The 16,591-nt window shown below is 64.6% G+C and carries 19 protein-coding genes; 12 read left to right on the top strand and 7 right to left on the bottom strand.

Annotated features, from left to right (window positions below; all coding sequences use genetic code 11):
* Positions 1–43: 43 nt before the first annotated feature.
* Positions 44–1,162 (bottom strand): sensor domain-containing diguanylate cyclase, encoded by a 1,119-nt coding sequence (locus AC3A43_RS07200; RefSeq protein ID WP_487791828.1) that lies wholly within the window; start codon positions 1,160–1,162, stop codon positions 44–46.
* A gap of 194 nt (positions 1,163–1,356) precedes the next feature.
* On the opposite strand from AC3A43_RS07200, the gene AC3A43_RS07195 reads away from it, so the two are divergent.
* The 3 genes from AC3A43_RS07195 to AC3A43_RS07185 all read left to right on the top strand — a co-directional run bounded on the left by AC3A43_RS07195 (position 1,357) and on the right by AC3A43_RS07185 (position 3,503).
* Positions 1,357–2,346, top strand: coding sequence for an ATP-grasp domain-containing protein (locus AC3A43_RS07195; protein ID WP_487791827.1), 990 nt, complete (start codon positions 1,357–1,359; stop codon positions 2,344–2,346).
* Between the two features lie 81 nt (positions 2,347–2,427).
* Positions 2,428–2,715, top strand: coding sequence for a hypothetical protein (locus tag AC3A43_RS07190; RefSeq protein ID WP_487791826.1), 288 nt, complete (start codon positions 2,428–2,430; stop codon positions 2,713–2,715).
* A gap of 2 nt (positions 2,716–2,717) precedes the next feature.
* Positions 2,718–3,503: a sulfite exporter TauE/SafE family protein gene (locus AC3A43_RS07185; RefSeq protein WP_487792038.1), complete on the top strand. Its 786-nt coding sequence runs from the start codon at positions 2,718–2,720 to the stop codon at positions 3,501–3,503.
* A gap of 51 nt (positions 3,504–3,554) precedes the next feature.
* Here the strand turns inward: AC3A43_RS07185 and AC3A43_RS07180 are convergent, their stop codons facing one another.
* Positions 3,555–3,977, bottom strand: a complete 423-nt coding sequence (locus AC3A43_RS07180) for a DUF2147 domain-containing protein (RefSeq protein WP_487791825.1) — start codon at positions 3,975–3,977, stop codon at positions 3,555–3,557.
* On the bottom strand, positions 3,974–4,831 hold the full coding sequence (locus tag AC3A43_RS07175) for a metal-dependent hydrolase (RefSeq protein WP_487791824.1): 858 nt from the start codon (positions 4,829–4,831) through the stop codon (positions 3,974–3,976). The genes AC3A43_RS07180 and AC3A43_RS07175 overlap by 4 nt, the downstream gene beginning before the upstream one ends.
* A gap of 161 nt (positions 4,832–4,992) precedes the next feature.
* Here AC3A43_RS07175 and AC3A43_RS07170 point away from each other — a divergent pair, with 161 nt between their 5' ends.
* Positions 4,993–5,619 (top strand): TetR/AcrR family transcriptional regulator, encoded by a 627-nt coding sequence (locus AC3A43_RS07170; RefSeq protein ID WP_487791823.1) that lies wholly within the window; start codon positions 4,993–4,995, stop codon positions 5,617–5,619.
* A gap of 10 nt (positions 5,620–5,629) precedes the next feature.
* Here the strand turns inward: AC3A43_RS07170 and maiA are convergent, their stop codons facing one another.
* Both maiA and AC3A43_RS07160 read right to left on the bottom strand, forming a co-directional pair.
* The gene (gene maiA, locus AC3A43_RS07165) at positions 5,630–6,289 is read right to left on the bottom strand and encodes a maleylacetoacetate isomerase (RefSeq protein WP_487791822.1); all 660 of its coding nucleotides are present in this window, start codon (positions 6,287–6,289) and stop codon (positions 5,630–5,632) included.
* Positions 6,290–6,329: 40 nt separating this feature from the next.
* The gene (locus AC3A43_RS07160) at positions 6,330–6,809 is read right to left on the bottom strand and encodes an Lrp/AsnC family transcriptional regulator (protein WP_487791821.1); all 480 of its coding nucleotides are present in this window, start codon (positions 6,807–6,809) and stop codon (positions 6,330–6,332) included.
* Positions 6,810–6,996: 187 nt separating this feature from the next.
* Between AC3A43_RS07160 and phhA the strand changes: the two genes are divergently transcribed.
* The 8 genes from phhA to AC3A43_RS07120 are packed head-to-tail and all read left to right on the top strand — an operon-like array spanning position 6,997 to position 14,490.
* Positions 6,997–7,878: a phenylalanine 4-monooxygenase gene (phhA, locus tag AC3A43_RS07155; RefSeq protein ID WP_487791820.1), complete on the top strand. Its 882-nt coding sequence runs from the start codon at positions 6,997–6,999 to the stop codon at positions 7,876–7,878.
* Positions 7,875–8,795: a tryptophan 2,3-dioxygenase gene (locus AC3A43_RS07150; RefSeq protein ID WP_487791819.1), complete on the top strand. Its 921-nt coding sequence runs from the start codon at positions 7,875–7,877 to the stop codon at positions 8,793–8,795. Before phhA ends, AC3A43_RS07150 begins: the two co-directional genes overlap by 4 nt.
* Entirely contained in the window at positions 8,792–9,421 is a 630-nt protein-coding gene (gene kynB / locus AC3A43_RS07145) for an arylformamidase (protein ID WP_487791818.1), read from the top strand. Before AC3A43_RS07150 ends, kynB begins: the two co-directional genes overlap by 4 nt.
* Positions 9,418–10,659, top strand: coding sequence for a kynureninase (gene kynU / locus AC3A43_RS07140; protein ID WP_487791817.1), 1,242 nt, complete (start codon positions 9,418–9,420; stop codon positions 10,657–10,659). Before kynB ends, kynU begins: the two co-directional genes overlap by 4 nt.
* Positions 10,656–11,669, top strand: a complete 1,014-nt coding sequence (locus AC3A43_RS07135) for a carbon-nitrogen hydrolase family protein (RefSeq protein WP_487791816.1) — start codon at positions 10,656–10,658, stop codon at positions 11,667–11,669. The genes kynU and AC3A43_RS07135 overlap by 4 nt, the downstream gene beginning before the upstream one ends.
* A complete protein-coding gene (locus AC3A43_RS07130; RefSeq protein ID WP_487791815.1) occupies positions 11,666–12,802 on the top strand; it encodes a cupin domain-containing protein in 1,137 nt (378 codons plus the stop codon). The genes AC3A43_RS07135 and AC3A43_RS07130 overlap by 4 nt, the downstream gene beginning before the upstream one ends.
* A 16-nt stretch (positions 12,803–12,818) precedes the next feature.
* Positions 12,819–13,727 carry a fumarylacetoacetate hydrolase family protein gene (locus tag AC3A43_RS07125; protein ID WP_487791814.1) on the top strand — a complete coding sequence of 303 codons (909 nt, stop codon included), beginning with the start codon at positions 12,819–12,821 and terminating at the stop codon, positions 13,725–13,727.
* 10 nt (positions 13,728–13,737) lie between these two features.
* Complete coding sequence (locus AC3A43_RS07120) at positions 13,738–14,490, top strand: maleate cis-trans isomerase family protein (protein ID WP_487791813.1); 753 nt, start codon at positions 13,738–13,740, stop codon at positions 14,488–14,490.
* Here the strand turns inward: AC3A43_RS07120 and AC3A43_RS07115 are convergent.
* Positions 14,484–15,740: a dicarboxylate/amino acid:cation symporter gene (locus AC3A43_RS07115; RefSeq protein ID WP_487791812.1), complete on the bottom strand. Its 1,257-nt coding sequence runs from the start codon at positions 15,738–15,740 to the stop codon at positions 14,484–14,486. The genes AC3A43_RS07120 and AC3A43_RS07115 overlap by 7 nt on opposite strands.
* An 80-nt stretch (positions 15,741–15,820) precedes the next feature.
* On the bottom strand, positions 15,821–16,591 hold the full coding sequence (locus AC3A43_RS07110) for an ABC transporter ATP-binding protein (RefSeq protein ID WP_487791811.1): 771 nt from the start codon (positions 16,589–16,591) through the stop codon (positions 15,821–15,823).

The following is a 16,591-nucleotide window of genomic DNA, read 5'->3' as shown; positions in this document are numbered from 1 at the left end:
GACCGTCCGCGGCTCTCCCGCCCCCTCGCGGGAATTTTGTTTCTTAAGCCGGGCTGGCCAGTTCGACGCGGTTCCGGCCGCCGGCCTTCGCCTTGTAGAGCGCTTCGTCGGCGGCTTTCAGCGCCGCGCGCGTGTCGCCATAGCCAAAGACGTCGGCCACCCCGCCCGAGAAGGTGATCTGGCCGAACGGCTCATCGGTCTTGCGATTGATCAGCCGCCGGTCGGCGAGCGCTTCGCGCGCATCGTCGAGCTTTTCGGCCGCCTGTGTCGGAGTCAGGCCGCGGAACAGCATGACGAATTCCTCGCCGCCGTGGCGTGCGACATGACAATGATCGTTCGAAATGCGTGCCAGCGTGTCGGCGATCGCTTTGATGACGCGGTCGCCGGCTTCGTGACCGTGGAGATCGTTGACCTTCTTGAACTCGTCGATGTCGCAAAAGGCGATGCTGAGCGGTTCGACCGCGGCGCGCGCTTCCTTGTAATGTCGGTCGAGCAGGATTTCGAAGGCGCGGCGGTTGGGCAGGCCGGTCAGATAGTCGAGTTCGGCGTCGCGCTTGGCGCGATCGAGGCTGCGGCGGAGCGCCTTTGCCTCATCCTCGCTCTTGCGCATGTCGTCCTCCGCCTTGCGCGTGCGGTCGAGCATGACCTTGGCGAGGTCGGCGAGGCTGGACACGATGCGGCCGGTTTTCTGCAATTGTTCAAGGTCGACGACATGCTGTTCGAGTTCGGTCCCATAGTCGCTGGTGGCGGTCCGGGCTTCCTTGGTATTTGCGTGAAAGGCTTCGAGATTGGTTTCAAGTCGAGTCATCAGCCGGTCGAGTTCGACCCGGTCGGGCTGGCCGCTTTGCTGCTCGCCCAGTTCGTCGAGCCATTTCTGATTGATGCCTTCGGCCGATTGCGCCTGCGCGACGATCTGGCGTGCGAGCCGGGGATTGCCGCCCGAGAAGGCTCCATGCGCGAGCAGCAGATTGGCCGGCGAGACGTCGAGATCATTGTCGACGAGAAAGGATGTGATCGACGCGGCGAGCTCGTATCGCGCCTGCCGCGCAAGGTCGGGCGGCGCATGGCCGCCTTCGGGGGGGGCGCCGCGAGAATGGCGAAGCCCCAGCCAACCCAGAAGCCGTCCTACCGGCTCGTTCGATTGTGTCGCTTTGGTGGTCATGCGACATTTAACGAGCCGCGAAAGCGAGATTTAAGGCTAGGCGAGGCGCATCAGCAGGATTAATTAAGTCCGCTATGAAGCGATCACCGCAATCGAACCGTCAAAACAACAGCTTATCGCGGCTTTCCGCTTGAACGATTGCGCAAGCGGCACCTTCTCTGGCACTGAGTGGAAGGTTAGCGAAGGAGCGATCGTTGCTGGGCTGGATTTTCTTTGGACGGGATCTCGACCCCGCGTTGCCGGAGGTGCCAGAAATCCTGCGGTTTCAGGAATCCGCAACGGCGCGTGGAATCGAACTGCACGTCCTGAAGCCCCATAATTTCGACATCGTGGCGGCGCCCGTCGACGGCTGGTCGGTGCATTATGAAGGTCATTCGCTCGCCCGACCCGACTTCATCCTGTGCCGAACGGGCGCCGAAACCGATTATTTCACCCTTGCGGTGCTGCGGCATTTCGAACGTCGCGGCGTGCGGCTGATCAACGGCCCCGAAGCGATCGACCTTGTCGCCGACAAGCTTCATACGATGCAGCGGCTCGCGCGCGCCGGATTGCCCATTCCCGCGACGATCCTGGGCAAGTTCCCGATGGGCGTCGATATCGTCGAGGACGAGCTGGGCTTCCCGCTGATCGTGAAGACGCTGCGCGGCACGCGCGGCACGGGCGTCCTCAAATGCGAGGACCGGACACAGTTCGAAGATCTCGCGGGCCTGCTCGAAAGCGCCGACGCCAAGGCCGATTTCCTGTTCCAGCATTATGTGCGGTCGAGCCATGGCCGCGACGTGCGTGTCCTTGTCATTGGTGGCCGGGTGATCGCGGCGATGGAGCGGCGCTCGCCGGCGGGCCATTTCAAATCCAATGTTTCGCTGGGCGGGGTCGGCATCGCGTACACACCGACCGGCGAAATGGCCGACCTTGCGGCGCGCGCCGCCGACACGCTGGGCCTGGAGGTCGCCGGAATCGATATCCTGTTCGACGATGAAGGATACCGGATCTGCGAAGCCAATAGCGCGCCCGGATTTCAGGGGCTCGAGCGGGCTTGCAGTATCGATGTGCCAAACGCGATCTTCGACTGGATCGAGGCGAGCCACGAGGTTCAGGACCGGCCGATCAAGGCGGTGACCGGTGAGGCACTGATCGATCTGGTTTTCGGGGGACGGCTCAGCCTGCGCGCGGTGGGCGACTGACTGGAAGATCCGCGGGCCTTTGCGCGCGCGGTCGGTGTCCGGCTGGTCGGAGCAGGGCTTGGCTCCGTCCTGTCTTCGCTGATGCCGGGTCCGCGCGCGGCGCCGCATAGCCCCGTTGCGCGCCGTCTCGAGGCGCTGCGCGCCGACGCCCGCGGCGCCCCGCTGGCGGTCGCCACCGATATCGATCAGGAGCAGACGCTGCTTACCGTGCTCGGCGTGTCGATCTGGGCGGCGGTACTGCCATGGCTGGCGGGAGGCGAGCCGGTGTTCGCCGGCGCGCTGTCGCTGATCGCGCTCTGTTTTCCGGCCGTGTTTCTTTTCACGCGTCGCACGACCAAAACCCGGCGCACCCGGCGGGCCGCCCCGTGACGATATTCGACGGGCTGACGCTTTGGGCGCTGCTACCCTTCATCGTTGTCGGATTCGCCGCGCAGCTGATCGATAGCGCGCTCGGCATGGCGTTCGGCGTCATCGGCACCGCGTTGCTGCTCGTGCTGGGATTGCCGCCCGTTTCGGCGTCGGCCGCCGTGCATGTCGCCGAGAGCTTTACCGGCGGCGTATCGGGACTGGCGCATGCGATGCAGCGCAACGTCGACTGGCGGCTGTTCCGCCGACTTGTCGTGCCCGGGATCGTGGGTGGTCTGATCGGGGTGTGGATTCTCACCAACATCGATAACAGCATCGCGCGGCCGGTCGTGCTCGCCTATCTCGGCGCGGTCGGCATCTACCTGCTCTGGCGCGGCGCGCGGCGTCCGCAAACCTATCGCAGCATCAAATTCGTCGGGCCGCTCGGACTGGTCGGCGGGATCGCCGACGGATCAGGCGGCGGAGGCTGGGGACCGATCGTCAGCGCCAATTTGCTGGCGCAGGGTGCCGAACCGCGCACCGTGATCGGCACGGTGAGCGCGTCCGAATTTTTCGTCACCGTGACCATCGCCGCCGGCTTTATCGGAACGATGGGCTGGCAAAGCTTCAGCACCGCGGCGATTGGCTTGATCATCGGCGGCGTTATCGCTGCGCCGATCGGCGCCTTGCTGGTCCGCCGCTTGCGCGCCGACTGGCTGGTCGGTGCTGCAGGGGTGCTGTTGCTGCTCGCCAGCGCCTATGGCTTCCTCGCGCTGATGTTCGAGCCGGTTCCGACGTTCCGGGGCTTTTAGACGCGGCGCATCGCGAAGGCCCAGAATAGCGTGTTTTGCCAATATTCCGCGCTAGCTCACGCGGCTCCAGAGCTTGGTGCGGCAGAAAAAGGCGACACAGCCCTTGAGTTCGAGCTTGCCGTTCGCGAGCAGTTTCAGCTGTCCGCTGGGTGCGCCGTCGCCGGTTTCGGGATCATAGACCGGGCCGCCTTTCCATTCGCGCGGTCCGCCAGTGAAGCCGTTCAGGACGACGAGTCCTTTCAACTTGCGCTGGCGCAGCTTCGCATCCGAATTGCGAATGTCGCGCAGGTCGGGGTTGGCACGCAGCCGGCTGGCATCGATGATCCGGCCGCACAGAGCCTTGCCGCACCGATAGATTTCGACACGTCCGCCTTCGGTGCCCGTCGCCCATATCCCGGTGATATCAGCAGCCGATACCGCGGCAGGCATGGCCAAAGCGGCGCCCGCCGCGAGGGTGAGAGCGACCCGCTTCATGCCGCCAATTCCCTCGGCTTGGCGGCTTCGAGCAGCCGGAGCGCATTGCCGAGCAACGCGCGGTCGTCGATCTGCCAGGGATGGAATCCCGGCTTCATATAGGTGAATACACCGCGCAGCAGCGCGCGCATCAGGCCCTGGCGGCCATAGAGCCATGCGAGCAGTATCTTCCACGTTGCCCAGTCGTTGCGGCCGTCCTGCCGCAGCAGATCGGCGGTGTTCCGAAAAATGACATAGTGAAACCGCATCGTCGTGACGCACATCACCGTGCTGCGCTTGAGCCAGCGTCGCAGCGGGGTCATTGTCCGCGCGGCGTGGAGATAGGTATCGAACGCTACGGCCTTATGCTCGATTTCCTCGATCGCGTGCCAGCGCCACAGCTGCCCGGCCTCCTCGGTCGCCCCTCCCAGATGATCGGGGTTTGCCAGCGCGTCGTGCGCGAGCGTCGCGGTGAAATGTTCGAGCGCGCAGGTCGCGGCGAGCTGCTGGATCGGCGACCGACGCTTCGCCCAGGCGATCGTCCGGCGGGCGCGATCTTCGGCCGATGCGATGTCGAAACCGGCGTCCTCGGCCTGGCGGTTGAACACGACATGTTCGCGGGTGTGCATCGATTCCTGATAGAGAAAATCGTCGATCTGGCCGCGCAGCGGCTGCGGGGTTCCTTCGCGATAATGGCGCACCGCGGTCATGAAGAATTTCTCGCCCACGGGGAAGGTCGAGGACAGCGCGTTGAAAAAGGCGGTGCGGCCGGGATCGCCGCTGTGCCACCAGCGTGGCGGCGGCCGATCGCGACCGAATTTGAGATCGCGCTTTTCAATGCGGATATCATCAGGCGTGCGCAGGGGCGTGGACATCGTGCAACCTTTCAGTGAATCAAGTTACATTAACATCAATGTTTATATCATCGTCCCGGACAGCGCGCAAGATCGGATGGATGGATGACAATCGGCGGCTTTCGGGTAAGGCTTTTACCAGAAGGCCGTCGCGGGGCGCGGCGGCCGCAAAGGATGATCGCATGTACAAGCAAGCGCGACCGCACCAGAAGCGGCGCAAGCGCTCGGGTGCCGAGGTGCGCGAAGAGGGGCTGGCGGCCGCGCGCGGTCTGCTCCTCGGCGGCGGACCCGCGGCGGTGACGCTCGCCAGCGTCGGCCAGGAAATCGGCATGTCGCACGCGAATGTATTGCATCATTTCGGATCGGCGGCGGGATTGCAGTCGGCGCTGATGGGATCGATGATCACCGACCTCACTATCGCACTCGACAATGTCGTCGAACTGCTCAAGACCGACGCTGCGGCACCGCGCACCGTTGCCGACCGGGTATTCGATGCGTTCGACAAGGGCGGCGCAGGCCAGCTCGCGGCGTGGATCATCCTGTCGGGCGATGTCGCGCATCTCGAACCCGTCCGCAACGCGGTCCGTGGGCTGGTCGAGGCGATCGTCGGCCAGTCGACCGACGATGCCGCGCCGGACCGCGTGCGCGCGGCGGTGCTGATGATGGCGGTCACGGCGTTCGGCGATGCGCTGATCGGTCCGCATGTGCGCGAGATGCTCGATCAACCCGAGGACGCGATGCGCGACCTGATCGCGCGTATCTTGCCATTGTTCCTGATCCCGACCGGAATCCCGCCGGCGGCGCCCTGAGCGGCCGGCGCTATTCTCTCGCCGTTTGGTCCGGGGCGCCGTCCTGCAATTCGGGGCGGGCGGCCGCTATCTCGGGGAGCGCCCGCGCCGCCGCGCCGGTGGCGCAGATCCGCGGGAAGGCGGTCAGGTCGACCTTGTATCGCTCGGCGCTGTCGAGTTGCGGGACCAGATAGCAGTCGGCGAGCGTCGGCGTATCGCCAAAGGCAAAGCGGCCGCCATGGCGCGCCACCAGCACTTCGAGCGCGGCGAAGCCCTGCGTGATCCAGCGGGCGATCCACGCTTTCACTTGCGGGTTCGTCGCCTCGAAATCGCCGCGGATCGCGCTCAACACGCGCAGATTGTTGAGCGGGTGGATGTCGCACGCGATGAGCGCCGCCATGCCACGAACGATCGCTGCTTCGTCGATATTCGCGGGGAGCAGCGGCGGTGCCGGCCATTTGGCGTCTATCCATTCGAGGATCGCGGGGCTCTCGATCAATATCCGGCCGTCATATTCGAGCGCGGGGACGAGATGGTGGGGCGCAATCCCGACATAGGCATCGCTGTGCTGCTCGCCCGCGATCAGGTCGAGCGGTTGCTGGCGGTAAGCAAGCCCCTTGAGCGCGAGCGCGATGCGGACGCGATAGGCGGCGCTCGATCGCCAGAAGCCGTGCAAGAGAATCTCGGTCATATGGTGGGCGTAAGGCGAGGGTGGCGTGACCGCAACCGCCCTAGTCGACGCGCCCGCGACTCTCGGTCGTCCGCGCCCACTCGGCGAGGTGACCGTGTCGCTTGATCGTCTTGAGGCAGACCACGGTCTTGAGCCGCTGGACGCCCGGCAGCTTCGACAGATTGTGGCGGAGCAGTTCGTCGAGATGATCCGCCGACCGCGAGAAGATTTTGAGCAGATAGTCGCTTTCGCCCGCCGTTGTGTGGCACTCGACGACGGCCGGATGCGCGAGCACGGCGGCTTCGAATTCGGTGTGCGCGTCGAAGCGGATCTGGACCTCGACGAAACTCTGTACCGCAAGCCCGATCGCGATCGGGTCGAGCCGCGCGGCATAGCCCTCGATGACGCCGCTTTCCTCAAGGTTTTTCACCCGCGACCAGCAAGGCGATTTGGACAGTCCGACCTGCTCGCCGAGGTCGGCATAGGATTGCCGGCCGTCGCGTTCGAGTGCGGCGACGATTTTCCAGTCGAGCTTGTCCATGCGTTCTGCCTTGAATCAGGTTTCTACATAAATTTGAGGCCATGAACGTAATCGAAAGAACATAGTCCTGCAAATATCATGATAGAAAGAACGATTGAGAATTTTCGCCGTCGTCGGGGCGCAAAAAGCGGACAATGTTCGCTCGCGCCCGCGCTATGTCTCGCATCGAAGGTTTGGAGAGAGACCGATGGCCGCAACACATATATTCGATGCACCGCCCGAAGGTGTCGCGGCCGACTGGACGATGCCGCAAAACTGGGCCGCATTCACACCGCGGCAGCACGAAACCTGGCGGATCTTGTTCGACCGGCAAGCGGTGGCGCTCGATGGCTATGCGTGCCGGTCGTTTCTCGAAGGTCTCGACATCCTTCGCCGGTTGAAACCCGGGGTTCCCGATTTCGCCGAACTCAACGCGCTGCTGAAGCCCGCTTCCGGCTGGGAAGTCGTCGCGGTGCCCGGCTGGATCCCGAACCAGCCTTTTTTCGAGCATCTCGCGAACAAGCGCTTTCCCGCCGCGAACTTCGTCCGCCCGCCCGAGCAGATCGCCTACAGCGAAGAGCCCGATATGTTTCACGACATTTTCGGCCATATCCCGATGCTCACCGATCCGGCCTTTTCCGATTTCCTCGTCGCTTATGGGGAAGCCGGCCTGCGGGCCGAGAAGCTGGGCGCTTCTGACTTTCTCGGGCGGCTCTGGCTCTACACCGTCGAATTTGGTCTGATTGTCGAGGACGGCGAATTGCGCGCCTTTGGCGGCGGCCTGATGTCGAGCTTTGCCGAAACGCTCTCGGCGCTGACCGCGACCGAACCGCAGCGCATCTGGCTCGATATCGAGCGGGTGATGCGCACACGGTATAATTTCGACGAATTTCAGCAGATTTATTTCGTCGTGGCGGGTTTCGAGGACTTGCTGCGCGCGACCGAGGAAACCGATTTCGCGAGCGTCTATCGCAAGATCGCAGATGCGCGCGCGCTTGAGCCCGGAGATGTCTATCCGGGCGATCTGGCCTATGAGGGGCGCCTGCCGCTCGCTCGACCGGGACCGGCAAGCGGAGAGGCATTCCTATGATCAGGCAAACGAGCGACGGCGGTACCGATATTTTCGAGACCGAAATCGACGGCGAGACGATCCAGTGGGACAATGGCCTGACCTATGCGCGGCACCTGCAGACCGCGCAGTTGCTTTCGGCGCAGGTGCCTGTGTCGGACAAGCCCGACGAGATGCTCTTCATCATCATGCACCAGACGATGGAGCTGTGGATCAAGCTGGTGCTGCACGAAGGGCGGCTGGTCCTTGACGCGATCCGTACCGATCGCCTCGCCGCGGCGGGCAAGGGGCTCGACCGCATCGCGACGATCCAGCGGCACATGATCCACAGCTGGGAAGTGCTCGCGACGCTGACCCCGCACGACTTCCTGACCTTCCGCGGCTTCCTGCGCCGCGCGTCGGGATTCCAGTCGCAGCAATATCGCGAGCTCGAATATCTGCTTGGCAACAAGCGCGAAGATATGATGATCGTCCACAAGGACGACCCGCAAGCAACTGAAAGGCTACGCGCGACGTTCGAAGCACCTTCGCTGTACGACGAACTGCTGCGCCTGCTCGCGCGACGCGGTTTCGCGATCCCGGCCGATCATCTGGAGCGCGACTGGACCAAGCCTTATGCGGCGTCGGAGGCGGTCGAGGACGCGTGGCTCAAAATCTACACCGACGTCGACGCGCATTGGGATCTCTACATGCTCGCCGAGAAGATCACCGCGCTCGAATATTATTTCCAGGAATGGCGCTTCAAGCACATGAAGACCGTCGCGCGCGTGATCGGGCACAAGCCCGGAACCGGCGGCTCGTCGGGGGTCAATTATCTCGTCAAGGCGCTGGACCTCAGCTTCTTTCCCGAACTCTGGTCGATGCGCACGCGCATGGCGGCACCACGCGAAGGCGGCGATTATGGGGGCGGCGATTATGCCGCGGGGAAGGGCGCATGAGCCGCATCTGGGACATTTCGCAGCCGCTGCACGCCGCGGTGCCGGTGTGGCCGGGAGAGCCAGCTTTCGCGCTGCACAGCCATGCGGTGATCGGCGATGGCTGCCCGGTCAACGTCGGCGGAATGTTCACGCCACTGCACGCGGGGACGCATGGCGATGCGCCGCTGCACTATGCCAATGATGGCGCTTCGTCAGCCGACTGCGAGCTCGATGCCTATATCGGGCCGTGCGTGCTGCTCGATGTCCATCATGCGCGCGGCCGGGTCGAGATTGGCGACGTGGACTGGGGTGCGATCGAGGGCAGCGAGCGCGTTTTGCTGCGGACCTATGAGCAATTTCCGCACGAGCAATGGGATAGCGATTTCACCGCCATCGCCAGCGATGTGATCGCGCGGCTCGGTAAAATGGGCGTGCGCCTGATTGGCACCGACGCCGCCTCGCTCGATCCCGAACAGTCGAAGACGCTCGACGCGCACCATGCGGTCAAGGCGGCCGACATGCGGATATTGGAAGGCCTGGTGCTCGATGATGTGCCGCCCGGCCGGTACGAACTCGTCGCGCTGCCGCTCCGTATTGTCGGCGCCGACGCCAGCCCGGTGCGCGCCATCTTGAGGGAAATCGCATGACCGACACGATGTTTGCCGCCGATGTGTCGGCGCTCGATGCCGCCGACCCGCTGGCGCCGTTTCGCGATCGTTTCCATCTGCGCGATGGCCTGATCTATCTCGACGGCAATTCGCTCGGCGCGCTGCCGAAGGCGACGGGCGACCGGCTCACCGAGGTTGTCGGCAGTGAGTGGGGTGAGGGGCTGATCACCTCGTGGCTTGGCGCCGAATGGTCGACTGCGCCGCGGCGCATTGGCGACAAGATTGGACGACTGATCGGCGCTAACCCTGGCGAGATCGTCGCGACCGATTCGACATCGGTGAATATTTTCAAGGCTTTGACGGCTGCACTTTCGTTGCGGCGTGAGCGGGGTGTGATCCTGTCGGAAGCGACGAACTTCCCGACCGACGTCTATATGATGCAGGGCATCGAGGCGTTTTCGTGCGGACGGGTGAAGGCGGTGACCGTGGCACCCGATGTCATCGTCGACGCGCTGAACGAAGACGTCGCGGTGCTGTTGCTCACGCAGGTCCATTACAAGTCGGGCCGTGTCCGCGACATGGCGGCGATAACCAAGATGGCGCACGAAGTCGGCGCGCTTATCGTCTGGGATCTGAGCCACAGCGCGGGCGCGATCCCGGTCGACCTCAATGGAGCGGACGCCGATTTTGCGATCGGCTGCGGATATAAGTTTCTCAACGGCGGCCCCGGCGCGCCCGCCTATCTGTTCGCTGCCGCGCGGCACCATGCCGCCACGCCCGTGCTGTCGGGCTGGTTCGGTCACGCGCGACCCTTCGAATTCGAGGAGGACTATGACCCGGCCGCCGGGATCGAGCGTTTCCAGTGCGGCACGCCGCCGGTGCTCGGCCTCGCCGCGCTCGAGGTGGGCGTTGACCTGATCCTCGAAGCCGACATGGCCGAACTGCGCCGCAAGTCGCTCGCGCTCGGTGACCTGTTTATCGAGCATATGCGGCCTTTGTGCGACGCATATGGCTTCGAACTGGTGAGCACGCAGGCACACGCCGAGCGGGGTAGCCAGATCGCCTATGCGCATCGCCAAGGCTATCAGATCGTGCAGGCGCTCAAGGAATTTGACGTGATCGCCGATTTCCGCGCGCCCGACATCTTGCGCTTCGGACTGACGCCGCTTTACTTGCGCTATCAGGACATTGTCGAAACGGTCGAGCGGCTGGAAAAGGTCTGCGCAACGCGCGCGTGGGACAAGCCGCAATATCACCAGCGGGCGGCGGTGACATGAGCGAGGTGTCGGCACCCTTCCTGCCCAAATCGCGCGTAGCGGCGGTGCAGGCCGCGCCGGTCTTTCTCGACACCGCACGCACCGTCGACAAGGCATGCGCCCTGATCGCGGAGGCGGCGGGAAACGGCGCGCAGCTTGTCGCCTTCCCCGAGGTGTTCGTTTCCGCCTATCCTTATTGGAACTGGCTGATGACACCGATCGAGGGCGCCGAGTGGCACGAGCGCCTCTATCGCGCCTCGCTGTTGATCGACGGGCCGGAGGTCGCCGCGCTGTGCAACGCCGCACGCGACCATGGCTGCACCGTCGTCATCGGCATCAACGAGCGCGATCCGGTGAGCGTCGGCACGCTCTACAACACCAATCTGATTATCGGCGCTGACGGGACGCTGCTCGGGCGGCACCGCAAACTCGTCCCGACCTGGGCCGAGAAGCTGACATGGGCCGGCGGCGACGGCAGCTCGATCCGCGTCTACGACACGCCCGTCGGGCCGCTCGGTACCCTCGCGTGCGGCGAGAACACCAATACGCTCGCGCGCTTTGCGCTACTTTCGCAGGGCGAGCTGGTGCATGTCGCCAATTATATCGCGCTGCCCGTCGCGCCCGCGGCCTATAATATGGCCGAGGCGATCAAGATCCGCGCGACCGCGCACAGCTTCGAGGGCAAGGTCTTTACGATCGTCGCCTGTTCGGCGGTGAGCGAGGAGATCATTGCGGCGATGTCCGACGGGCGCCCGCAGAACCGCGAGCTGCTCTCGCGCCCGAACAGCGCCTTTTCGGGGGTGATCGACCCGCACGGCAATCTGGTGGGCGAGGCGCTGATCGACGACGAGGGCATCGTCTATGCCGATATCGATCTGGGCGACTGTATCCGTCCCAAGCTGATGCACGACATCATCGGCGGCTATAACCGCTTCGACATCTTCAACCTGACGGTCGACCGGACTCCCCGCGCGTCGGCCCTGTTTGTCGACGAGCCGCAGCCCGTCGATTCCGACGAGGAGATGCCATGATGGCAGACAACAGCTCGATCATCGATCCGCGCGACGATGTGCTCGGCCGCGCCCGCGTTACCGATACGCCCGAACTCGAAGCCTTTTATCAAGAACTTGCGGGGCGTAATGCAGGCGCCTTCTGGAAGCGCGCCAATGCGATCGAGCCGTGGGAGCCCGAAACGCGCTATCGCCCGACGCTCTGGCGCTACGCCGACATGCGCGACATGTGCCTGCGCGCGTTGGAGCTGGTGAAGCCCGAGGAAGCCGGGCGCCGCGTCGTGACCCTGCTCAACGACAGCGACGCGGGACGCGAGAACACCGCGGTCTGCGGCTGGCTGTTCAGCGGGATGCAGGCGATGCGCCCCGGCGAGATCACCCCCGCGCACCGCCATACCGCCTCGGCGCATCGCTTCATCATGGAAGGAAAGGGCGCCTATACCGTTGTCGATGGGCACCACATCACCTTGGGCGCCAATGATTATGTGTTGACGCCGGGGGGCTGCTGGCACGACCATGGCGTTGTCGCCGACGGTGAGATGTCGATCTGGCAGGACGGGCTCGACATCCCGCTGATGAACAGCCTCGAGACCAATTTTTACGCGGTCTATGACCAGCCAGCGCAGACAGCCGCCTTTCCGACCGACGACCTGCCGTTGAGCTATGGAGGGGGCGCGTTTCGGCCCGAAGGCATCGGCGCGTGGGATAAGCCCTGGTCGCCGGTGATGGTCTATCGCTGGGAAGCGACGCGCGACGCGCTGTGGAATCTCGCCAAAGTGTCCGACGGCACGCCGTTCGACGGGCATATGGTGCGCTATTCGAACCCGCTGACCGGCGGCTGGGCGCTCCAGACGATGGGTGCGCATATGCAGATGCTCGAACCCGGTTTTCGCGGCAAGGCGCACCGCCACACCGGCAATGTCGTCTATAATGTCGCCGGCGGGCGCGGCTATTCGATCATCGGCGGCGAGCGCTTCGACTGGGGAACGCACGATATTTTCTGCGTGCCTGCGTGGACCTGGCACGAGCATATCAACCTCGATCCTTCCGAAGAGGCCTTCCTCTTCTCGTTCAACGATTTCCCCGTGATGGAGGCGCTCGGCGTCCGGATCGAGGAACCCTATTCCGAAAATGGCGGCCACCAGCCCGCCTGACCAGACAGGACTATCTATGCGTTTCGTGACATATCGCACGGTCGAAACCGAACCGCGGCTCGGCCTCATCCACGACGGGCTTATGATCGACGTCGAATATTTCGGCGATGCGATCGGGCATGACCTGCCCTCGACGATGCTCGATTTCATCGACCTCGGGCCGATTGCGCTGCGCTTCCTGCAGGAAGCCGTCGCGGCGGCGACCACCGCCGACCTGATCGGCACTTCGTTGCCCGAGGGCAATGTCAGCTTGCTCGCCCCGATCCCGCGCCCGCGCAAGAATATCTTTGGAATTGGTCTCAATTATACCGAGCATGTTGCTGAATCAGCGCGATCACTCGACACGTCGAACGACCTGCCACAACAGCCGGTGATCTTCTCGAAACCGCCGACCGCGGTCGTCGCGTGGAACGATCCGATCCGCCACAATGCGAAGGTGACGCAGCAGCTCGATTGGGAAACCGAACTCGCGGTGATCATCGGCAGCACCGCGCGGCATGTCGCCGAAGCCGATGCGCTGAATCATGTGTTCGGCTACACCGTGATCAACGATGTGTCGGCGCGCGATTGCCGCCGCGCGGGGCAGTGGATTGTGTCGAAGGGGCAGGACAGCTTTGCGCCGATGGGGCCGTGCATCGTCACCGCCGACGAAATCGGCGATCCGCACAATCTCAACATCCTGACGCATGTGAACGGGGTCGAGAAGCAGAACAGCAACACGCGCTTCCTGCTGTTCAATATCAATCAGTTGATCGCCGACATTTCGAGCGTGATGACGCTCGAACCCGGCGACATCATCGCCACGGGTACGCCTGCGGGCGTCGGCGCGGGACGCACGCCGCAGGAGTTCATGTGGCCCGGAGATGTTGTCGAATGCACCGTCGAGGGCATCGGCACGCTGCGCAACCCGATCATCGCGGTCTGAGGCGCGCAACATGACACGACCCATCCGCATCGGGCAGATCGTGCCCAGCTCGAACGTCACGATGGAGACCGAGATCCCCGCGCTGCTCCGCGCGCGGGAGAGCATCGCGCCCGAACGGTTCACCTTTCACTCGTCGCGGATGCGGATGAAGAAGGTGACGAAGGAAGAACTCGCGGCGATGGACGCCGATTCCGACCGCTGCGCGTTCGAACTGTCCGATGCCGCGGTCGACGTGCTCGGCTATGCCTGCCTCGTTGCGATCATGAGCATGGGCGAGGGCTATCATCGCGTGTCGGAGTCGCGGCTGCACCAGCGCACGGTCGAGAACGGCCGCGCCGCGCCTGTCGTGACCAGCGCAGGTGCGCTGATCGAAGGGCTGGCGGCGCTCAAGGCGAAGCGCATCGCGCTCGTCGCCCCCTATATGAAGCCGCTGACGCAGATGGTCGTTTCCTACATTCAGAATGAAGGTATAGAGGTAAGCGACTGGCTAGCCCTTGAAATTCCTGATAATCTGGAGGTTGCGGCGCAGGATCCCGCCAACTTGCTCGACCATTACAAAAGGCTCGACCTGACCGGCATCGACGCGCTCGTCCTCTCGGCGTGCGTCCAGATGCCGTCGTTGCCGTCGGTGCAGAAGATCGAGGATGCGATCGGACTTCCGGTGGTGTCGGCGGCGATCTGTACCGCCCACCAGATGCTGACGCGATTGGGGCTATCGACCGAAGTTCCGGGCGCCGGGGCGCTGCTGTCGGGCCGCTATTGATCGACGGCGGCGGGCGGTGTGATCGCCGCCGCTGCGGCGACATCGTGCGTCACATTCGCGACCGTGCGGACCATGTCGGGGATGACGTCAATAGCCAACAGGATCGGCAACAGTTCGATCGGCGCGCCGATTGCGATCGCGGTCGGCGCCACCGACGCATAGAAGCTGATCTGCCCCGGCATGCCCAGGATCGCGAGCGACGAGAGGACCGCGAGTGGCAGCGCCACCGCGAGCTGCAGCGGCGAAATTTCGTTTCCCGCCATCCAAGCGAGCGCCAGCGCCATCATCACCGTGTTCGACGGGGCGGTGATCTTGAAGGTCGCAACCGCCATTGGCAGGATGGCCGCGGCGTTGCGCTCCTCGATGCCGATCCGGTCCGCGCTCACCATCATCGCGGGCAGCGTTGCGATCGACGATTGGGTGCTCGCTGCAATCGCCTGCGCCGGCGCCATGGCGCGGGCAAAGCGTCCGAGCGGAACGCCCCCGGCGAAACGCGCAATCGCATAGCCGAGGACAATCAGCACCAGCGTGACGGCGATCGAGATCGCAAGATATTGGGCGAGGATCGCGAGCACCGCGGTGCCGACGGTAGCGCCGATCGCCAGCGCGAGCGCAAAGATGCCGACAGGGGCGACGCGCAGCACCCAGCCGACGACAACGATCATCGCGTCGGCGAGCCCGCGCAGCGGCTGGATCACCGCCTCGGCACGGTCGCGGTCGATCTTGCCGACCGCGAGGCCGAGTATGAGGGCGAAGATGACGAGCGGCAGAACCGCGCCTTCGGCGGCCGACGCGACGACATTGGTCGGGATCATCGCGCGCACCGTTTCAGCCGCGCCGGGGACCGCCGGCGCAGCCGGGGCAGGGAAGAGGCTGCGCAGCGCGGCGATATCTGCGGGCGCGATTGTGACAGCGCCGAGCAGCGGCGGGACCATCAAGGCGCCGATGACCGCCGAGACGATCAGCAGGCCGATCAGCACGAGCGGCAAGCGCCGCCCTAGCCGTGCGGCTTCGTGATGGTCGCCCATGCCGAGGCTGGCGACGCCCGTCGCGACGAGCGCGAAGATCAGCGGGACGATCGTCATGCGAAGGCCGTCGAGCCAGATGCCGCCGACCAGCTGCGCCGCCTCGACCGCAGGCGAGGATTCAGCGACGAAGGTGCCGATCGTAAAGCCGACAACAAGCGCGACGATCATCCAGCCCGATCCGGGCATGCGCGTGGCCCAGGCCCGCGCGCGCGAAATTACCATGAGTCGAAATCCCCCTGACCCCAGCATGCCGATGCATGCCGGGGCGGTCAAAGCCTTTGCCGCGGTAGGTTGAAGGGGCGCTAGTGCGCCTGCGGCACGCCGAGTTCGGCGAGCAGCGTATCGCGCAGCGCGTCGAATTCCTCGCCGCCGGCGCGGCGCGGGTGCGGCAGGCGGACGCGGATGTCGAAGCCGATCTGGCCTTCCTTGAGGACAAGGATGCGGTCGGCGAGCAGGATGGCTTCCTCGACATCGTGCGTGACGAGCAGGGTGGCGGGGCCATGCGCCTGACACAGCTCGCCGATCAGTCGCTGCATATTGAGCCGCGTCAGCGCATCGAGCGCGGCAAAGGGCTCGTCGAGCAGAAGCAGGCGCGGTTCACGCACCAAGGCACGTGCGAGCGCCGCACGCTGGGCCTCGCCGCCCGACAATGTCGCGGGCCATGCATCGGTGCGATGGTCGAGGCCGACCTCGGCGAGCGCTGCCGCGGCGCGTTCACGCCACGCGTCCTTGCCCGACAGGCCGATCACGACATTTTTCCAGACGCTCTTCGACTGGACGAGGCGCGGTTCCTGAAAGACCACGGTGCGCGCCTCGGGCACCCACGCTTCGCCGCTGTCGGGGGCATCGAGCCCCGCAAGGATACGCAGCAGGGTCGTTTTGCCGCTACCCGATGCGCCAAGCAGCGCGACGAACTCGCCGCTGTGGATCGTCAGGTTCAGGCGGTCGAGGACATTGGCGCCGGTGAAATTGCGGCTGACGTCGGTGACCTCGACCGCGACCGGGGGGTGCGAAAAGTCAGGAGCGGCGACGCGCTCGGCGGCGGCGAAGTCGCTCGAAAGGACGGCGGTCAT

Source organism: Sphingopyxis sp. Soil_C_28 (assembly GCF_057657055.1).
This window is presented reverse-complemented; position numbering and strand designations above follow the sequence as displayed.